At 46.2% G+C, this 14229-nt stretch carries 27 protein-coding genes and 1 tRNA gene; all 28 read left to right on the forward strand.

Going from position 1 to position 14229, the window contains the following annotated elements; all coding sequences use genetic code 11:
- Positions 1-52 precede the first annotated feature (52 nt).
- A tRNA-Trp gene (locus tag BZL35_RS04450) sits at positions 53-125 on the forward strand.
- Positions 126-184: 59 nt separating this feature from the next.
- Positions 185-496: a 30S ribosomal protein S10 gene (gene rpsJ / locus BZL35_RS04455; RefSeq protein WP_106183056.1), complete on the forward strand. Its 312-nt coding sequence runs from the start codon at positions 185-187 to the stop codon at positions 494-496.
- Between the two features lie 174 nt (positions 497-670).
- On the forward strand, positions 671-1327 hold the full coding sequence (rplC, locus tag BZL35_RS04460) for a 50S ribosomal protein L3 (RefSeq protein ID WP_106183057.1): 657 nt from the start codon (positions 671-673) through the stop codon (positions 1325-1327).
- A gap of 2 nt (positions 1328-1329) precedes the next feature.
- Positions 1330-1950: a 50S ribosomal protein L4 gene (gene rplD, locus BZL35_RS04465; RefSeq protein ID WP_106183058.1), complete on the forward strand. Its 621-nt coding sequence runs from the start codon at positions 1330-1332 to the stop codon at positions 1948-1950.
- Positions 1947-2261, forward strand: coding sequence for a 50S ribosomal protein L23 (rplW, locus tag BZL35_RS04470; RefSeq protein ID WP_106183059.1), 315 nt, complete (start codon positions 1947-1949; stop codon positions 2259-2261). The genes rplD and rplW overlap by 4 nt, the downstream gene beginning before the upstream one ends.
- A 2-nt stretch (positions 2262-2263) precedes the next feature.
- The gene (gene rplB / locus BZL35_RS04475) at positions 2264-3091 is read left to right on the forward strand and encodes a 50S ribosomal protein L2 (protein ID WP_106183060.1); all 828 of its coding nucleotides are present in this window, start codon (positions 2264-2266) and stop codon (positions 3089-3091) included.
- A gap of 12 nt (positions 3092-3103) precedes the next feature.
- Positions 3104-3379 (forward strand): 30S ribosomal protein S19, encoded by a 276-nt coding sequence (gene rpsS / locus BZL35_RS04480; RefSeq protein WP_106183061.1) that lies wholly within the window; start codon positions 3104-3106, stop codon positions 3377-3379.
- A gap of 9 nt (positions 3380-3388) precedes the next feature.
- Positions 3389-3718 (forward strand): 50S ribosomal protein L22, encoded by a 330-nt coding sequence (gene rplV, locus BZL35_RS04485; RefSeq protein WP_106183140.1) that lies wholly within the window; start codon positions 3389-3391, stop codon positions 3716-3718.
- Positions 3719-3727: 9 nt separating this feature from the next.
- On the forward strand, positions 3728-4540 hold the full coding sequence (gene rpsC / locus BZL35_RS04490) for a 30S ribosomal protein S3 (protein WP_106183062.1): 813 nt from the start codon (positions 3728-3730) through the stop codon (positions 4538-4540).
- Positions 4541-4542: 2 nt separating this feature from the next.
- Positions 4543-4959 carry a 50S ribosomal protein L16 gene (rplP, locus tag BZL35_RS04495; protein ID WP_106183063.1) on the forward strand — a complete coding sequence of 139 codons (417 nt, stop codon included), beginning with the start codon at positions 4543-4545 and terminating at the stop codon, positions 4957-4959.
- Between the two features lie 13 nt (positions 4960-4972).
- A complete protein-coding gene (gene rpmC, locus BZL35_RS04500) occupies positions 4973-5167 on the forward strand; it encodes a 50S ribosomal protein L29 (protein ID WP_106183064.1) in 195 nt (64 codons plus the stop codon).
- Positions 5164-5436, forward strand: a complete 273-nt coding sequence (gene rpsQ, locus BZL35_RS04505; protein ID WP_106183065.1) for a 30S ribosomal protein S17 — start codon at positions 5164-5166, stop codon at positions 5434-5436. The genes rpmC and rpsQ overlap by 4 nt, the downstream gene beginning before the upstream one ends.
- A 274-nt stretch (positions 5437-5710) precedes the next feature.
- Positions 5711-6079 (forward strand): 50S ribosomal protein L14, encoded by a 369-nt coding sequence (rplN, locus tag BZL35_RS04510; protein ID WP_106183066.1) that lies wholly within the window; start codon positions 5711-5713, stop codon positions 6077-6079.
- A 9-nt stretch (positions 6080-6088) separates the two neighbouring features.
- Positions 6089-6400, forward strand: a complete 312-nt coding sequence (rplX, locus tag BZL35_RS04515) for a 50S ribosomal protein L24 (RefSeq protein ID WP_106183067.1) — start codon at positions 6089-6091, stop codon at positions 6398-6400.
- A gap of 17 nt (positions 6401-6417) precedes the next feature.
- Entirely contained in the window at positions 6418-6957 is a 540-nt protein-coding gene (gene rplE, locus BZL35_RS04520) for a 50S ribosomal protein L5 (protein WP_106183068.1), read from the forward strand.
- 7 nt (positions 6958-6964) lie between these two features.
- Positions 6965-7270 carry a 30S ribosomal protein S14 gene (gene rpsN / locus BZL35_RS04525; RefSeq protein ID WP_106183069.1) on the forward strand — a complete coding sequence of 102 codons (306 nt, stop codon included), beginning with the start codon at positions 6965-6967 and terminating at the stop codon, positions 7268-7270.
- 16 nt (positions 7271-7286) lie between these two features.
- Positions 7287-7682, forward strand: a complete 396-nt coding sequence (rpsH, locus tag BZL35_RS04530) for a 30S ribosomal protein S8 (RefSeq protein WP_106183070.1) — start codon at positions 7287-7289, stop codon at positions 7680-7682.
- A gap of 18 nt (positions 7683-7700) precedes the next feature.
- Positions 7701-8234 carry a 50S ribosomal protein L6 gene (rplF, locus tag BZL35_RS04535; RefSeq protein WP_106183071.1) on the forward strand — a complete coding sequence of 178 codons (534 nt, stop codon included), beginning with the start codon at positions 7701-7703 and terminating at the stop codon, positions 8232-8234.
- 11 nt (positions 8235-8245) lie between these two features.
- Complete coding sequence (rplR, locus tag BZL35_RS04540) at positions 8246-8611, forward strand: 50S ribosomal protein L18 (RefSeq protein WP_106183072.1); 366 nt, start codon at positions 8246-8248, stop codon at positions 8609-8611.
- Between the two features lie 11 nt (positions 8612-8622).
- Entirely contained in the window at positions 8623-9141 is a 519-nt protein-coding gene (gene rpsE / locus BZL35_RS04545) for a 30S ribosomal protein S5 (RefSeq protein ID WP_106183073.1), read from the forward strand.
- A 14-nt stretch (positions 9142-9155) separates the two neighbouring features.
- Complete coding sequence (gene rpmD, locus BZL35_RS04550; RefSeq protein WP_106183074.1) at positions 9156-9338, forward strand: 50S ribosomal protein L30; 183 nt, start codon at positions 9156-9158, stop codon at positions 9336-9338.
- 13 nt (positions 9339-9351) lie between these two features.
- A complete protein-coding gene (gene rplO, locus BZL35_RS04555; protein ID WP_106183075.1) occupies positions 9352-9792 on the forward strand; it encodes a 50S ribosomal protein L15 in 441 nt (146 codons plus the stop codon).
- Positions 9793-9821: 29 nt separating this feature from the next.
- Positions 9822-11159, forward strand: coding sequence for a preprotein translocase subunit SecY (gene secY, locus BZL35_RS04560; protein ID WP_106183076.1), 1338 nt, complete (start codon positions 9822-9824; stop codon positions 11157-11159).
- A gap of 209 nt (positions 11160-11368) precedes the next feature.
- Positions 11369-11485: a 50S ribosomal protein L36 gene (rpmJ, locus tag BZL35_RS04565; protein ID WP_106183077.1), complete on the forward strand. Its 117-nt coding sequence runs from the start codon at positions 11369-11371 to the stop codon at positions 11483-11485.
- A gap of 34 nt (positions 11486-11519) precedes the next feature.
- Positions 11520-11885: a 30S ribosomal protein S13 gene (rpsM, locus tag BZL35_RS04570; RefSeq protein ID WP_106183078.1), complete on the forward strand. Its 366-nt coding sequence runs from the start codon at positions 11520-11522 to the stop codon at positions 11883-11885.
- A 14-nt stretch (positions 11886-11899) separates the two neighbouring features.
- Entirely contained in the window at positions 11900-12304 is a 405-nt protein-coding gene (gene rpsK, locus BZL35_RS04575; RefSeq protein WP_106183079.1) for a 30S ribosomal protein S11, read from the forward strand.
- A gap of 147 nt (positions 12305-12451) precedes the next feature.
- Entirely contained in the window at positions 12452-13075 is a 624-nt protein-coding gene (gene rpsD, locus BZL35_RS04580) for a 30S ribosomal protein S4 (protein ID WP_106183080.1), read from the forward strand.
- Between the two features lie 109 nt (positions 13076-13184).
- Positions 13185-14162 carry a DNA-directed RNA polymerase subunit alpha gene (locus BZL35_RS04585; protein WP_106183081.1) on the forward strand — a complete coding sequence of 326 codons (978 nt, stop codon included), beginning with the start codon at positions 13185-13187 and terminating at the stop codon, positions 14160-14162.
- Positions 14163-14229 lie beyond the last annotated feature (67 nt).

A 14229-nucleotide genomic window follows, 5' to 3' on the forward strand; every position in this document is an offset into this window, starting at 1 on the left:
AAGCGTATTTGGATCGCGTTAGGGGTCAGTCATATGACCCTGCTGCTATTTTAGGGGTATAGCTCAACTGGCAGAGCGTCGGTCTCCAAAACCGAAGGTTGGGGGTTCGATTCCCTCTGCCCCTGCCGTTCTTTGTGAAATCTCGACGCCCGAAAGAGGGTGATCATGTTCTTTGGAGAATATTATGCAAAATCAAAAAATTCGTATTCGTTTGAAAGCTTTTGATTATCGTTTGATTGATCAATCTGCAGCTGAAATTGTTGAAACAGCTAAGCGTACGGGAGCTATCGTTAAGGGTCCTGTGCCTCTTCCGACTCGTATTGAGCGTTTCGACATCCTTCGTTCTCCTCACGTTAATAAGACATCACGTGATCAGTTGGAAATTCGTACGCATCAACGTTTGATGGACATTGTGGATCCTACGGATAAGACGGTAGATGCCCTAATGAGACTAGACTTGCCAGCAGGCGTAGATGTAGAGATTAAGCTGCAGTAATGATTTCATCATTTTATGATCTGAGTGAATTAACTATGCTTGTCAAGCAATAATAGTCAGTATAGAATAATAGGATTAATTGTTTTTTGTTTTAAGAGATGAGTCGCGATTGAACTGCGTCTCATCCTTTTGTTATTTAGCCCCGGCCAATCGAAGTCGGGAATGGAGAAAATCATGAGCCTTGGACTTGTTGGTCGCAAGGTTGGTATGACACGTATTTTCACGGAAAGCGGTGATGCAATACCTGTTACCGTGCTGGATGTGTCGGGCAACCGTGTGACGCAAATCAAGACAGATGAAATTGACGGCTATTCGGCTGTTCAAGTTACTTTTGGCAATCGGCGTCCTTCGCGTTTGACAAGAGCTGCTTCTGGTCACTATGCGAAAGCGGGTGTCGAGGCTGGAGAAATCTTGAAGGAATTCCGCGTAGATTTTTCAAAAATTTCTGAATTACATCCTGGTTCGATCATTGATGTTAGTCTTTTTCGTGTTGGTCAAAAGATTGATGTGCAAGGGGTGTCGATCGGCAAAGGATATGCGGGTACGATTAAGCGTTACAACTTTGGTTCAGGCCGTGCATCACACGGCAATTCTCGTTCGCATAATGTTCCAGGTTCAATCGGTATGGCGCAAGACCCTGGGCGTGTGTTTCCGGGGAAGCGTATGACAGGTCATTTGGGGGATGTCATAACGACGATGCAAAATCTTGAGATTCTTCGTATTGATGCTGATCGGAAGCTTTTATTTGTGAAGGGCGCTGTTCCGGGGGGTAAGGAAGGAAAGGTTTTTGTGACGCCGGCAGTCAAGACTAAACTTGCGAAGGGGGCGTGATCATGGAATTAAAGCTCCTAAATGAGCAAGGTCAGGAAGCTGCAGGGGTAATCGCGTCAGACATTGTTTTCGCTCGTGAATACAACGAAGCTTTGATCCATCAATTGGTTGTCGCGTACCAAGCTAATGCTCGTAGTGGTAACCGTGCGCAAAAAGACCGTGAACAGGTAAGGCATACAACCAAAAAACCGTGGCGTCAGAAGGGCACGGGTCGTGCTCGTGCTGGTATGTCATCTAGTCCGTTATGGCGCGGTGGTGGTCGTATTTTTCCGAATTTGCCAGAAGAGAACTTCAGTCAAAAAATTAACAAGAAGATGTATCGCGCTGGTCTGTGCTCAATTTTGTCACAATTAACCCGTGAGGGTCGTCTATCGGTGGTTGAAGAGATTAAACTTGAGGCGCCGAAAACAAGGTTGCTTGCAAAAAAAATCAAGGCTATGGGTCTTGAATCGGTGTTGGTGATTACAGATGCTGTGGACGAGAATCTCTTTCTTGCTTCGCGCAATTTACCCCATGTTGCCGTGACCGAGCTACGTTTCGCTGATCCTATGTCGTTGATATATTTTAAGAAGATCTTGATGACGAAGGGTGCGGTCGGCAAGATTGAGGAGATGTTGGGATGAACGACGTTCATAAAAATGGCCATCGTTTGATGCAGGTTCTGCGTATGCCGGTGATCTCTGAAAAAGCGACGCTTTTGGCTGAGAAGAATGGGCAAGTTGTATTCCAAGTTGCACGTGACGCGGATAAGCAGGAAGTGAAGGCGGCGGTTGAGCTTCTGTTTAAGGTTGATGTCGAGTCTGTGCAGATTTTAAATCGTAAGGGCAAGCAAAAGCGATTTGGTCGCTTCACGGGTCGTCGTGATCACGAGAAGAGAGCTTATGTGAATTTGAAGCCTGGGCAGGAAATTAATTTTGAAGCGGAGGCCAAGTAATTATGGCGCTCGTCAAAACAAAACCGACGTCCCCGGGTCGTCGCGCGATGGTCAAGGTTGTCAATAAAGATTTGTATAAGGGTAAGCCATATGCTCCTTTGCTTGACCTAAAAACTAAGACTGCTGGTCGCAATAATAACGGTCATATTACTACTCGTCATATGGGTGGTGGCCACAAGCAACACTACCGTGTGATCGATTTTCGTCGTAATAAAGATGGCATTCCGGCTAGGGTTGAACGCTTGGAGTATGATCCGAACCGTAGTGCAAATATCGCATTGCTGTCTTATTTAGATGGAGAGCGTCGTTATATTATCGCGCCTCGAGGCACTGTTGTTGGGCAGCAATTATTAAGCGGTTCGGAGGCCCCGATTAAGTCTGGTAATTCCTTGCCATTATGTAATATTCCGATTGGTACCACAATCCATTGCATTGAAATTTTGCCTGGCAAGGGTGCGCAAATTGCTCGTGCTGCGGGCGCATCCGCGATGTTACTGGCCCGTGAAGGGAGTTATGCTCAGGTACGTATGCGTTCAGGCGAAGTTCGTCGGGTGCACATCGAATGTCGTGCAACGATTGGCGAAGTTGGTAATGAAGAGCATGGGCTGCGTCAAATTGGTAAAGCCGGTGCCGCTCGTTGGCGGGGTATTCGTCCGACTGTTAGGGGTGTGGCAATGAATCCGGTGGATCATCCACACGGTGGTGGTGAGGGTCGTACTGCAGCAGGCCGTCATCCAGTTAGTCCATGGGGTCAACAAACCAAGGGTAAGCGTACCCGAAGCACGAAGCGTACAGACAGTATGATCGTTCAGCGTCGCAAAAAGCGATAAGGAGCTAGCAAAATGACACGTTCTGTAAAAAAAGGCCCGTTCTGCGACGCTCACTTGATCAAGAAAGTTGAAGCGACTGTGGCGAGTCGTGACAAAAAACCGATCAAGACCTGGTCGCGTCGTTCGACTGTTTTACCCGATTTCATTGGGTTGACAATCGCCGTTCATAACGGTCGTCAACACATTCCGGTGTATATCTCCGAGAATATGGTTGGCCATAAGTTGGGCGAGTTTGCACTCACCCGTACCTTCAAAGGCCATGCAGCCGATAAGAAGGCGAAGAAATAAGGGGTGATCGTGGAAGTCAAAGCAATTCATAAGGGTGCACATATCTCCGCACAGAAGACGCGTATAGTCGCTGATCAGATCCGTGGCTTGCCTATTGATCGTGCACTGAACGTCCTTACGTTCTCACCAAAGAAGGCTGCTGTAATTTTGAAGAAAGTGGTTGAGTCGGCAATTGCTAACGTTGAGCACAATGAAGGAGCCGATATTGATGAGTTGCGTGTCAATAGTGTATTTGTGGACAAGGGTACTTCACTTAAGCGTTTTTCGGCGCGAGCAAAAGGCCGCGGCAATCGCATTGAGAAGCAAACTTGTCATATTACTGTGACGTTAGGCAATTAAGGAGCCACGATGGGACAAAAAATTCATCCAACTGGCTTCCGATTGGCAGTCACTCGTAATTGGACCGCACGTTGGTATGCGAATAATCAAAACTTTGCGCAAATGCTCAAGGAGGATATTGGTGTTCGGGAGTATTTGAAGAAAAAACTAAAAAATGCTTCTGTTGGCCGTATTGTTATTGAACGCCCAGCGAAAAATGCCCGTATCACTATTTATAGCTCTCGTCCTGGTGTTGTAATTGGGAAGAAGGGCGAAGATATCGAAATTCTCAAAACCGAATTACAAAAACGCATGGGCGTGTCTGTTCACGTGAATATCGAAGAGATCCGTAAGCCGGAAATCGATGCGCAGCTAATTGCTGATTCGATTGCTCAGCAGCTTGAGCGTCGTATAATGTTTCGTCGTGCCATGAAGCGCGCCATACAAAATGCGATGCGTTTGGGTGCTAAGGGTATTAAGGTGATGAGCTCTGGTCGTTTGAATGGTATTGAGATTGCACGTACTGAGTCTTATCGTGAAGGTTGTGTGCCTCTGCATACTCTGCGCGCTGATATCGACTATGCTGCTTCAGAAGCAAAAACGACCTACGGTATCATTGGTGTCAAGGTCTGGGTTTATAAGGGCGATACTTTGCTGGGTGGAAATGACTTGTTGGTTACCGAAGAGCCAGCGGAAGAAAAGCGACCACGCCGCAATGCGCGTTCGGGTGATCGTCGTCCTCGTCGTGATGACGTTACTGGTGGTGAGCCTGGTGTCGTTAAGCGTACTCGCTCACGTCGTCCAATGGTTAAACCTAATAGCGAGGCCAAGACTGGAGAATAAACATGTTGCAACCGAAACGCAGAAAATACCGAAAGGAACAGAAGGGTCGTAACACTGGTGTCGCTACTCGTGGCAATGCTGTGTCGTTCGGTGACTTCGGGCTGAAGGCGGTTGGACGTGGTCGTCTGACGGCTCGCCAGATTGAAGCGGCACGTCGTGCTATGACTCGTCATATCAAGCGTGGTGGACGTGTCTGGATTCGAATTTTCCCGGATAAGCCGATCTCACAAAAACCAGCTGAAGTACGTATGGGTAACGGTAAGGGAAACCCGGAGTACTACGTTGCAGAGATTCAGCCTGGTAAAATGCTGTACGAAATGGATGGTGTCGATGAAACATTAGCTCGTCAGGCTTTCCGCCTTGCGGCTGCTAAATTGCCAATTCAGACAGTATTTGTTGAGCGCCAGTTCGGGACGTGATTGGAGATTTGAAATGAATGCATCCGAACTTCGTGAGAAAGATCAGGATATCTTGAATAAAGAACTGTCCGATTTGTTGAGAGCTCAGTTTGGGCTCCGTATGAGGATGGCTACTCAGCAGCTGACCAATATGAGTCAGCTGAAGAAGGTTCGTCGCGACATTGCTCGTGTGCGTACCGTGTTGAATGAGAAGGCGAACCAGAAATGAACGATACCGTAAAGACTGCGCTCAAGCGAACTCTCGTTGGTACTGTTGTTAGCAGTAAGATGAATAAGACTGTGACGGTACTCGTTGAACGTCAAGAGAAGCATCCCTTGTATGGAAAGTATATTGTGCGTTCCAAGAAATACCCTGCGCACGATGAGACTAATCAATTCAAGGAGGGTGATAAGGTTGAGATTCAAGAAACTCGACCACAATCCAAGAAAAAATCTTGGATTGTTTCTCGTCTTCTGGAAGATGCAGGTATTATTTAGGTCGGCATCTTTAAAATTAAGGCTTGCAAGTCAAAAATTATCACATTATAATCCAAGGCTTGCTTCTTCTTTCACCAAGCCGGTCTTTGGTTTCGGTGGTGACTTTAAGAAGATGTATGGCTATTTCTTGCTGCCTTTTTGGCAAGGGGTTAATCCTAAAATTTAGTGAGAAATAGCTGCTTTTTGAAGGACTTAACCTAAGCAGTACCAGTTGGTGCTGACGGGGCCAAGACTGACTGACGATTTCGTCGGATTAAGTTGGAAAGATAAGATCATGATTCAAACAGAAACTCGGCTCGAAGTGGCTGATAACACTGGTGCACGTGAGGTTTTGTGTATTAAGGTGTTGGGGGGATCCAAACGTCGTTATGCTGGTATTGGTGACGTTGTGAAGGTTACCGTAAAAAGTGCTGCCCCGCGTGGTCGTGTAAAAAAGGGTGAGATATACAATGCGGTGGTTGTACGCACTGCTAAAGGTGTGCGTCGTCAAGATGGTTCCTTGGTGAAATTTGATGGTAATGCCGCTGTTTTGTTAAATGCCAAGCTCGAGCCTATCGGTACCCGTATTTTTGGGCCAGTAACACGAGAATTACGCACTGAACGTTTTATGAAGATTGTATCCCTGGCCCCGGAAGTGCTGTGAGGAGTCAATATGAATAAGATTCGTAAGGGTGACCAGGTTGTCGTCTTAACTGGAAAAGACAAGGATAAGCGCGGTATGGTTCTTCGCGTTGACGGTCAAAAAGTTGTCGTCGAAGGTGTAAATGTTGCTAAAAAGCACGTGAAGCCAAATCCGACGAATGGTACGCAGGGCGGTGTGGTTGATAAGACTATGCCGATTCACATCTCGAATATCGCGATGCTAGATGCTAAAGGAAAACCTTCTCGCATTGGTATAAAGCAGGAAGAGGGAAAGAAAGTTCGCTTTCTTAAGACGACCGGTGCGATTGTTGCTGATGTCTGAGGCAAGGAGTTTAGAGAATGGCTCGTTTGCAAAAATTCTACAAAGATAAAATTGTAGCCGACTTGATGGTAAAATTTGCTTATAAGTCTGCTATGCAAGTTCCGCGGATCACTAAGATCACCTTGAATATGGGGATTGGTCAGGCTGTTCTTGATAAGAAAATTATTGATAACGCTGCTGCTGATTTGATAAAGATTGCTGGTCAAAAGCCAGTCATGACAAGGGCACGTAAGGCAATTGCGGGTTTTAAGATACGTGAGGGATATCCTATCGGTGCGATGGTGACACTACGAAGTGAGCGCATGTTCGAGTTTTTAGATCGTTTTATCACTGTGGCTTTACCTCGTGTGCGTGATTTTCGTGGGCTTTCGGGTCGTGCGTTTGATGGTCGTGGAAATTACAATATTGGTGTAAAAGAGCAGATTATTTTTCCAGAAATCGAATACGATAGAATTGACGCACTGCGTGGGTTGAATATTAGTATTACGACTACTGCGAAGACTGACGAAGAAGCAAAAGCTCTTCTGTCAGCGTTCAAATTTCCGTTCCGTAATTGAGGTAATTGTGGCTAAACTGGCACTTATCGAACGCGAGAAAAAGCGTGTGCGTCTTGCTGAGAGGTTCGCCGCTAAGCGTGCTGCTCTCAAGTCGATCATTGAAGATACGAGTAAATCGGAACAAGAACGTTATGAGGCAAGTTTGGCACTGCAACAGTTGCCACGCAATGCGAATCCGACGCGTCAGCGCAATCGTTGTGACCTAACGGGTCGCCCGCGCGGCACATTCCGTAAATTTGGTCTAGCACGTAGCAAGATCCGTGAAATCGCCTTCCGTGGCGAAATTCCGGGTGTGACTAAAGCTAGCTGGTAATAGGAGAAGCAGCACTATGAGTATGAGCGATCCTATCGCCGATATGCTGACTCGTATCCGCAATGGTCAGATGGTCGAGAAGCTAAATGTGGCAATGCCATCGTCCAAGCTGAAAGTCTCGATCGCCAAAGTCTTAAAGGACGAAGGTTATATTGATGGCTATGTGGTGAAGGGGGAAAATGCAAAGTCGGTGCTTGATATTGCACTGAAATATTACGCTGGTCGTCCGGTGATTGAGCGTCTTGAGCGCGTTTCTCGCCCCGGTCTGCGTGTTTACAAAGGAAGCAATAACATCCCGCAGGTAATGAATGGTCTGGGTATTGCTATTATCTCGACCCCACAAGGTTTGATGACTGATCGCAAAGCACGAGCTACTCGGCTAGGCGGTGAAGTTATCTGCTATGTTGCTTAACTGCCCGAGGAGAGGAAAATGTCTCGAGTAGGTAAAAGCCCAATAATCCTTAATAAGGATGTGGAAGCCTTGCTGGCTGAAAAAGTATTAACTGTAAATGGTCCTCTTGGTTCTTTGATCCGTGGCATTCATCCTTTGGTCGATGTTAAGGTAGAAGGGAGCGTTATCAACTTTTCTCCAGTCAATGAGAGTCGTGAAGCTAGGGCGCTTTATGGTACTGAGCGTGCGCTCGTCAACAATATGGTGATGGGCGTGAGCAAGGGTTTTGAAAAGAAGTTATTACTAGTAGGTGTTGGTTATCGTGCCAAGGCAGAGGGTAACGTCTTGAAACTGGAGCTTGGTTTCTCGCATGACGTTGTCTATCAAATGCCAGAAGGTGTGACGGTTACAACACCAACGCAAACAGAAATCATCATCAAGAGCGTTGATAAGCAACGTATCGGACAAGTGGCTGCGGAAATTCGTGCTTACCGTCCTCCTGAACCTTACAAAGGCAAGGGTGTTCGCTATGCGGACGAGGTGCTGATTCTCAAAGAAACCAAGAAGAAGTAAGGGTGCGAAAAATGGACAAGAAACAAGCCCGTTTGCGTCGTTCCCGTCAGACTCGTATTAAACTGGCCGAGCTTAAGGTGCATCGCCTTTGCGTGCATCGCACTAATTTGCATATATACGCACAAGTGTTTTCGGTCGATGGTACGCAAGTCTTGGTGAGCGCTTCGACGCTAGAAGCTGAAGTGCGGAAGGAGCTGGGAGATAAGGGAAGCAAAGGTGGAAATATAACCGCTGCATCGTTGATTGGTCGTCGTATAGCGAAGAAGGCGGGTGCTGCCGGAATTGAGAGAGTTGCTTTCGATCGATCGGGTAACCGCTATCATGGTCGCGTTAAGGCTTTGGCTGATGCTGCTCGTGAAGCGGGCCTTAGGTTCTAATAGGATTCGTCATGGTAAAGATGCAAGCGAAAGTTCAGGCTGACGAGCGCGACGATGGTCTTCGGGAGAAGATGATATCGATTAATCGGGTGACGAAAGTCGTTAAGGGTGGTCGTATTCTTGGTTTTGCCGCTTTGACTGTAGTAGGTGATGGTGATGGCCGTATTGGGATGGGTAAAGGTAAGGCGAAGGAAGTGCCGGTTGCCGTTCAAAAGGCAATGGAACAAGCCCGCCGCAATATGATTAAGGTTTCCTTAAAAAACGGTACGTTGCAGCATACGGTGGAAGGTAAACATGGAGCCTCTGTAGTACGCATGTTGCCTGCCAAAGAAGGTACTGGCGTGATTGCTGGTGGTCCTATGCGTGCGATGTTCGAGGTGTTGGGAGTGACTAATGTGGTGACGAAGAGCCTTGGTTCTGCGAATCCATATAATTTGGTGCGCGCGACACTCGATGGCCTGAAGAAACAATCGACTCCTGCTGAGATTGCCGCTAAGCGTGGGAAATCGGTGGAGGAAATCCTTGGCTAAAGGATAGTGAATATATGTCGCAGGAAACTATAAAAGTGAAGCTGATTAAGAGTTTGATTGGTACGCGTCAAGATCATCGTGCGACCGTCAAAGGTTTAGGTCTCCGCCGTCTCAATTCGGTTAGTGAGTTAGAAGATACGTCTGCAGTGCGCGGAATGATCAGCAAGATATCGTATCTTGTGAAGGTTATCGAATGAACGAGAGGTCATCATGGAATTGAATAGCCTCAAACCGGCAGAAGGCAGTAAACATGTTAAGCGTCGTGTTGGACGTGGTATCGGCTCGGGTTTAGGTAAAACTGCTGGCCGTGGGCACAAAGGACAAAAATCACGTTCTGGTGGTTTTCATAAAGTCGGTTTTGAAGGGGGGCAAATGCCTCTGCAGCGCCGTTTACCAAAGCGTGGTTTTAAGTCGTTGACACGTCGTTTTGTGAGTGAGGTTCGTATTTCGGATATACAGAGCCTGGCATTTGATGAAATCGATTTATTGGTGTTGAAGCGGGCGGGATTGATTAGTGAACTGGCGTTGTCAGCAAAAGTGATCGGAATGGGTGAGGTTTCACGCAAGATTGCTCTAAAAGGTATTGCTGCTACGAAGGGTGCTCGCATGGCGATTGAAGCGGCTGGTGGTTCGGTTGCTGATTTTGGTTAATTGTTATATTAGGGCATTCGGAGCCATCATTGGCTAAATCAAATAATCTTACTAAGTCCGTTACACAGAAAACGAGGTATGTGGATCTACGTCATCGCCTCATCTTTCTGCTCTTGGCATTGATTGTCTACCGGGTTGGTGGGCACATTCCAGTGCCAGGTATTGACTCGCATCTATTGGCACACCTTTTTGAGCGCCAATCCAGCGGAATTTTGGGCATGTTTAACATGTTCTCCGGCGGTGCCTTGTCGCGTTTTACAATCTTTGCTCTGGGGATTATGCCGTATATTTCGGCCTCCATTATTATGCAGTTGTTGGCAATGGTTTCTTCGCGATTGGAAGCTTTGCGCAAGGAGGGTCAAGCGGGACAACGAAAAATCACACAGTATACCCGTTATTTTACGGTGGTTCTGGCGCTTTTTCAGGCATTCGTGATTGCAGTGACTTTAGAAAGTGAAGCGGGTCTAGTCCTCGATCCGGGCCTTCTTTTTCGTATAACTACTATAATCACTTTGGTTACTGGCACGATGTTTTTGATGTGGCTTGGTGAGCAGATTACTGAACGAGGCTTGGGTAATGGTATTTCAATCATTATATTTGCTGGTATCGCTGCGGGTTTGCCGAACGCAATAGGGGGTTTATTTGAACTCGTAAATACTGGTGCGATTGGATATTTCTCAGCGATTTTGATTTGCTTACTAGTAGTGCTGGTGACATATTTTGTAGTGTTTTTTGAACGATCTCAACGTAAAATTTTGGTCAATTATGCCAAACGTCAAGTTGGAAATAAAATTTACGGAGGGCAAGCATCTCATTTGCCATTGAAGCTGAATATGGCAGGTGTGATTCCACCAATTTTTGCATCATCAATTATCTTGTTCCCGGCAACGATTATAAATTGGTTCGGTGCGAGTGAGGAAATCTATTGGCTTAAGAATTTTGCGAGTAAATTATCTCCAGGTCAGCCGATTTATGTGATGCTGTATGCGTTAGCTATCATTTTTTTCTGTTTTTTTTATACTGCACTGGTCTTTAATAGTAAAGAAACAGCGGATAACCTGAAAAAGAGTGGGGCTTTTGTGCCCGGGATTCGACCGGGTGATCAAACGGCAAGGTATATTGATAAGATTTTGATGCGTTTGACATTGGCAGGTGCCACTTACGTGACGCTTATTTGTCTCTTGCCAGAGTTTTTGGTTTTGCGTTGGAATGTACCATTTTATTTTGGTGGCACATCACTTTTGATCATCGTGGTTGTGGCAATGGATTTTATGTCGCAAGTGCAGTCTTATGTGATGTCACAACAATATGAATCACTACTCCGAAAAGCGAATTTTAAGGGTGGTAATAACATGAAAGTTCGCTAAATGTTACATGGGATCATAGCTAAAGATATGGTGAAAATGAAAGGTTAGATATTAGAGAAGGATCTTTCTAGCGCTATTTTCTGGGAATAAAGTTTGAAGATGGCTGGGTGTTACCTGGGATAAGGTGATGACGATAGAAAGTACGCTATACGATCTGTCACGTGCGAGGATCGTTTTCTGAGCGAAGTGATTAGAGAAAGGGGATTGTCATGAAAGTAATGGCTTCGGTTAAATGTATGTGCCGCAATTGCAAAATTGTGAAGCGTAACGGTGTTGTGCGTGTGATTTGTAGCTCAGATCAGCGTCATAAGCAACGTCAGGGCTGATTGCATTTAACGCTATTTAGTTGGGGAATAACAAATGGCTCGTATCGCTGGGATTAATATCCCGAATCACCAACATGTTGTAATCGGGTTGACGGCTATTTACGGTGTTGGTCGCACGCGCGCGCATCACATTTGTGAAGCCGCTGGCGTCTTGTTATCAAAAAAGGTAAAAGATCTTAATGATAATGATCTTGAAAAGTTGCGTGACCAAGTAGCTAAGCTTATGGTTGAAGGGGACTTGCGTCGTGAAAATACGATGAGCATTAAACGCCTGATGGACATAGGCTGCTATCGTGGCGTACGTCACCGCAAGGGATTACCGCTTCGCGGTCAGCGCACTCGTACTAATGCACGTACGCGCAAGGGCCCGAGTAAGGCTGGCGTTTCGCTGAAGAAGTAACCAGAGGATAGAACATGGCTAGGCAACAGAACAACGCTGCTTCGCAGCGCGCGCGTAAGAAAGTAAAGAAGAATGTTGCGGAAGGTGTTGTGTACGTTCACGCATCGTTTAACAACACTATCATTACTATCACCGATCGACAAGGCAATGCACTTGCATGGGCAACGTCTGGTGGTCAGGGTTTTAAGGGTTCGCGAAAATCGACTCCTTTTGCTGCTCAAGTGGCGGCAGAATCGGCTGGTCGCGTAGCCTTGGAATACGGAGTCAAGAATCTAGAAGTTCGCATTAAGGGACCAGGCCCTGGTCGTGAGTCGGCCGTTCGGGCTCTAAATGCGCTTGGTATCAAGATCACAGCAATTTCGGATGTGACCCCGGTGCCACATAATGGCTGCCGTCCACCGAAGCGTCGGCGTATCTAAAAAGCCTGCTAAAACATTGGGTTAGGTGTTACGGGAATATCTTGGCACTTAGCAATTAACGAGTCCACCGTCTGATACAGGTGTGTATTGGACTTGCGCAACGGGGAGATCCGCTGCGTCAGTTTTTGAGAAAAAGGAAAGCATAACGTGGCACGTTACATCGGCCCAAAGGCCAAACTCTCTCGTCGTGAAGGTACCGATCTTTTCTTGAAGAGTGCGCGTAGATCGTTGACCGATAAATGTAAACTTGAAAGCAAACCTGGTCAGCATGGACGTACTTCTGGTGCGCGGACATCGGATTACGGTAGCCAGTTGCGTGAAAAGCAAAAAGTGAAGCGTATATACGGAATTTTAGAGCGTCAATTTCGTCGTTATTTTGCAGAAGCTGATCGTATCAAAGGTAACACTGGGGAGACTCTTTTGCAGTTGCTAGAAGCTCGTTTGGATAATGTAGCTTATCGTATGGGATTCGGCTCGACACGAGCGGAATCACGTCAGTTGGTTGGCCATAAAGCCATTACCGTCAATGGTAATGTCGCTAATATCCCATCACTGCGAGTTAAAGCTGGTGATGTGGTGGCTATCCGTGAGAAGGCAAAAAAGCAAGTTCGCATTCAAGAAGCGTTGTCGCTTGCTGAGCAAGGCGGTTTCCCGATCTGGGTTTCGGTCGATGCTAAAAAGATGGAAGGTATTTTCAAGCAGCTGCCGGAACGTAGCGATATTGCAGGCGATATCAACGAAAGTTTGATCGTCGAACTATATTCACGTTAATTCGTTTGTATAACGCAATACCATATTGCTGCGTTATTGTGAGACCGTGCAGGTTGTCACCCATCGGCCTTATTGGTGTAACGAGCCGAGGGTATTGAAAAGGAAACCTATGCAAACTAGTTTATTAAAACCCAAGATCATCGCGGTTGAGTCTGTTGGCGAGAACCATGCGAAGGTGGTGATGGAGCCCTTTGAGCGTGGTTATGGGCATACGTTAGGTAATGCATTGCGTCGTGTGTTACTGTCTTCTATGGCAGGTTATGCACCGACCGAAGTGAAGATCGCAGGTGTTGTGCATGAATATTCTACGATGGATGGTGTCCAGGAAGATGTTGTTAATTTTCTTCTCAATTTAAAGGGAGTTGTATTCAAACTACATAATCGAGATGAAGTGACAGTCACTTTGAATAAAGATGGTGAAGGCATTCTCCTGGCTTCAGATATTAATGTTCCACATGACGTTGAAATCATTAATCCTCATCATGTGATTGCACATCTTTCGAAGGACGGAAAACTGGACGTGCAGATCAAGATTGAGAAGGGTCGTGGTTACGTGCCTGGTAATATTCGTCATTATGGTGATGATAGTCCTAAATTGATTGGACAAATTATCCTGGATGCCTCGTTCTCGCCAGTAAAACGTGTTTCGTATGCTGTTGAATCGGCACGTGTGGAACAGCGTACTGATTTGGATAAGTTGGTTATGAATATTGAGACCAATGGGGTACTTTCACCGGAGGAGGCAATTCGTCAATCAGCACGTATTTTGGTGGATCAGCTATCTGTTTTCGCTGCCTTGGAAGGAACGGAAACTGATAGCGAAGCGCCGTTGAGTGTGCCGCAGATTGATCCAATCTTGTTGCGTTTGGTGGATGATCTAGAGTTGACAGTCCGTTCAGCTAATTGTTTGAAGGCTGAGAACATTTACTATATTGGTGATCTTATTCAGCGTACTGAGAACGAATTACTGAAGACTCCAAATTTAGGTCGAAAATCGCTGAATGAAATTAAAGAAGTACTCGCTTCGCGTGGGCTTACCCTTGGTATGAAGCTTGAGAATTGGCCTCCAGTAAATCTTGAAAAGTAAGATGTCGTAAAACATAAGACCTCCTTTCTGGGTAGCTATGTCTTTTGGAAAGTGACTATTAATTAGG

It is taken from the genome of Candidatus Pandoraea novymonadis, from assembly GCF_003004665.1.
Classification (GTDB): Bacteria; Pseudomonadota; Gammaproteobacteria; order Burkholderiales; family Burkholderiaceae; genus Pandoraea; species Pandoraea novymonadis.

Bases quoted from the DNA above. Each gene is read 5' to 3' on its own strand.
- rplP (WP_106183063.1), top strand. From the start codon at position 4,543: ATGTTGCAACCGAAACGCAGAAAATACCGAAAGGAACAGAAGGGTCGT.
- rplC (WP_106183057.1), top strand. From the start codon at position 671: ATGAGCCTTGGACTTGTTGGTCGCAAGGTTGGTATGACACGTATTTTC.
- rplX (WP_106183067.1), top strand. From the start codon at position 6,089: ATGAATAAGATTCGTAAGGGTGACCAGGTTGTCGTCTTAACTGGAAAA.
- rpsS (WP_106183061.1), top strand. From the start codon at position 3,104: ATGACACGTTCTGTAAAAAAAGGCCCGTTCTGCGACGCTCACTTGATC.
- rpsE (WP_106183073.1), top strand. From the start codon at position 8,623: ATGGTAAAGATGCAAGCGAAAGTTCAGGCTGACGAGCGCGACGATGGT.
- rpmD (WP_106183074.1), top strand. From the start codon at position 9,156: ATGTCGCAGGAAACTATAAAAGTGAAGCTGATTAAGAGTTTGATTGGT.
- rplD (WP_106183058.1), top strand. From the start codon at position 1,330: ATGGAATTAAAGCTCCTAAATGAGCAAGGTCAGGAAGCTGCAGGGGTA.
- rplE (WP_106183068.1), top strand. From the start codon at position 6,418: ATGGCTCGTTTGCAAAAATTCTACAAAGATAAAATTGTAGCCGACTTG.
- rpsJ (WP_106183056.1), top strand. From the start codon at position 185: ATGCAAAATCAAAAAATTCGTATTCGTTTGAAAGCTTTTGATTATCGT.
- rplB (WP_106183060.1), top strand. From the start codon at position 2,264: ATGGCGCTCGTCAAAACAAAACCGACGTCCCCGGGTCGTCGCGCGATG.
- rpsH (WP_106183070.1), top strand. From the start codon at position 7,287: ATGAGTATGAGCGATCCTATCGCCGATATGCTGACTCGTATCCGCAAT.
- rplW (WP_106183059.1), top strand. From the start codon at position 1,947: ATGAACGACGTTCATAAAAATGGCCATCGTTTGATGCAGGTTCTGCGT.
- rpsC (WP_106183062.1), top strand. From the start codon at position 3,728: ATGGGACAAAAAATTCATCCAACTGGCTTCCGATTGGCAGTCACTCGT.
- rplO (WP_106183075.1), top strand. From the start codon at position 9,352: ATGGAATTGAATAGCCTCAAACCGGCAGAAGGCAGTAAACATGTTAAG.
- rplN (WP_106183066.1), top strand. From the start codon at position 5,711: ATGATTCAAACAGAAACTCGGCTCGAAGTGGCTGATAACACTGGTGCA.
- rpsQ (WP_106183065.1), top strand. From the start codon at position 5,164: ATGAACGATACCGTAAAGACTGCGCTCAAGCGAACTCTCGTTGGTACT.
- rpmJ (WP_106183077.1), top strand. From the start codon at position 11,369: ATGAAAGTAATGGCTTCGGTTAAATGTATGTGCCGCAATTGCAAAATT.
- rplR (WP_106183072.1), top strand. From the start codon at position 8,246: ATGGACAAGAAACAAGCCCGTTTGCGTCGTTCCCGTCAGACTCGTATT.
- rpmC (WP_106183064.1), top strand. From the start codon at position 4,973: ATGAATGCATCCGAACTTCGTGAGAAAGATCAGGATATCTTGAATAAA.
- BZL35_RS04585 (WP_106183081.1), top strand. From the start codon at position 13,185: ATGCAAACTAGTTTATTAAAACCCAAGATCATCGCGGTTGAGTCTGTT.
- rpsK (WP_106183079.1), top strand. From the start codon at position 11,900: ATGGCTAGGCAACAGAACAACGCTGCTTCGCAGCGCGCGCGTAAGAAA.
- rpsM (WP_106183078.1), top strand. From the start codon at position 11,520: ATGGCTCGTATCGCTGGGATTAATATCCCGAATCACCAACATGTTGTA.
- rplF (WP_106183071.1), top strand. From the start codon at position 7,701: ATGTCTCGAGTAGGTAAAAGCCCAATAATCCTTAATAAGGATGTGGAA.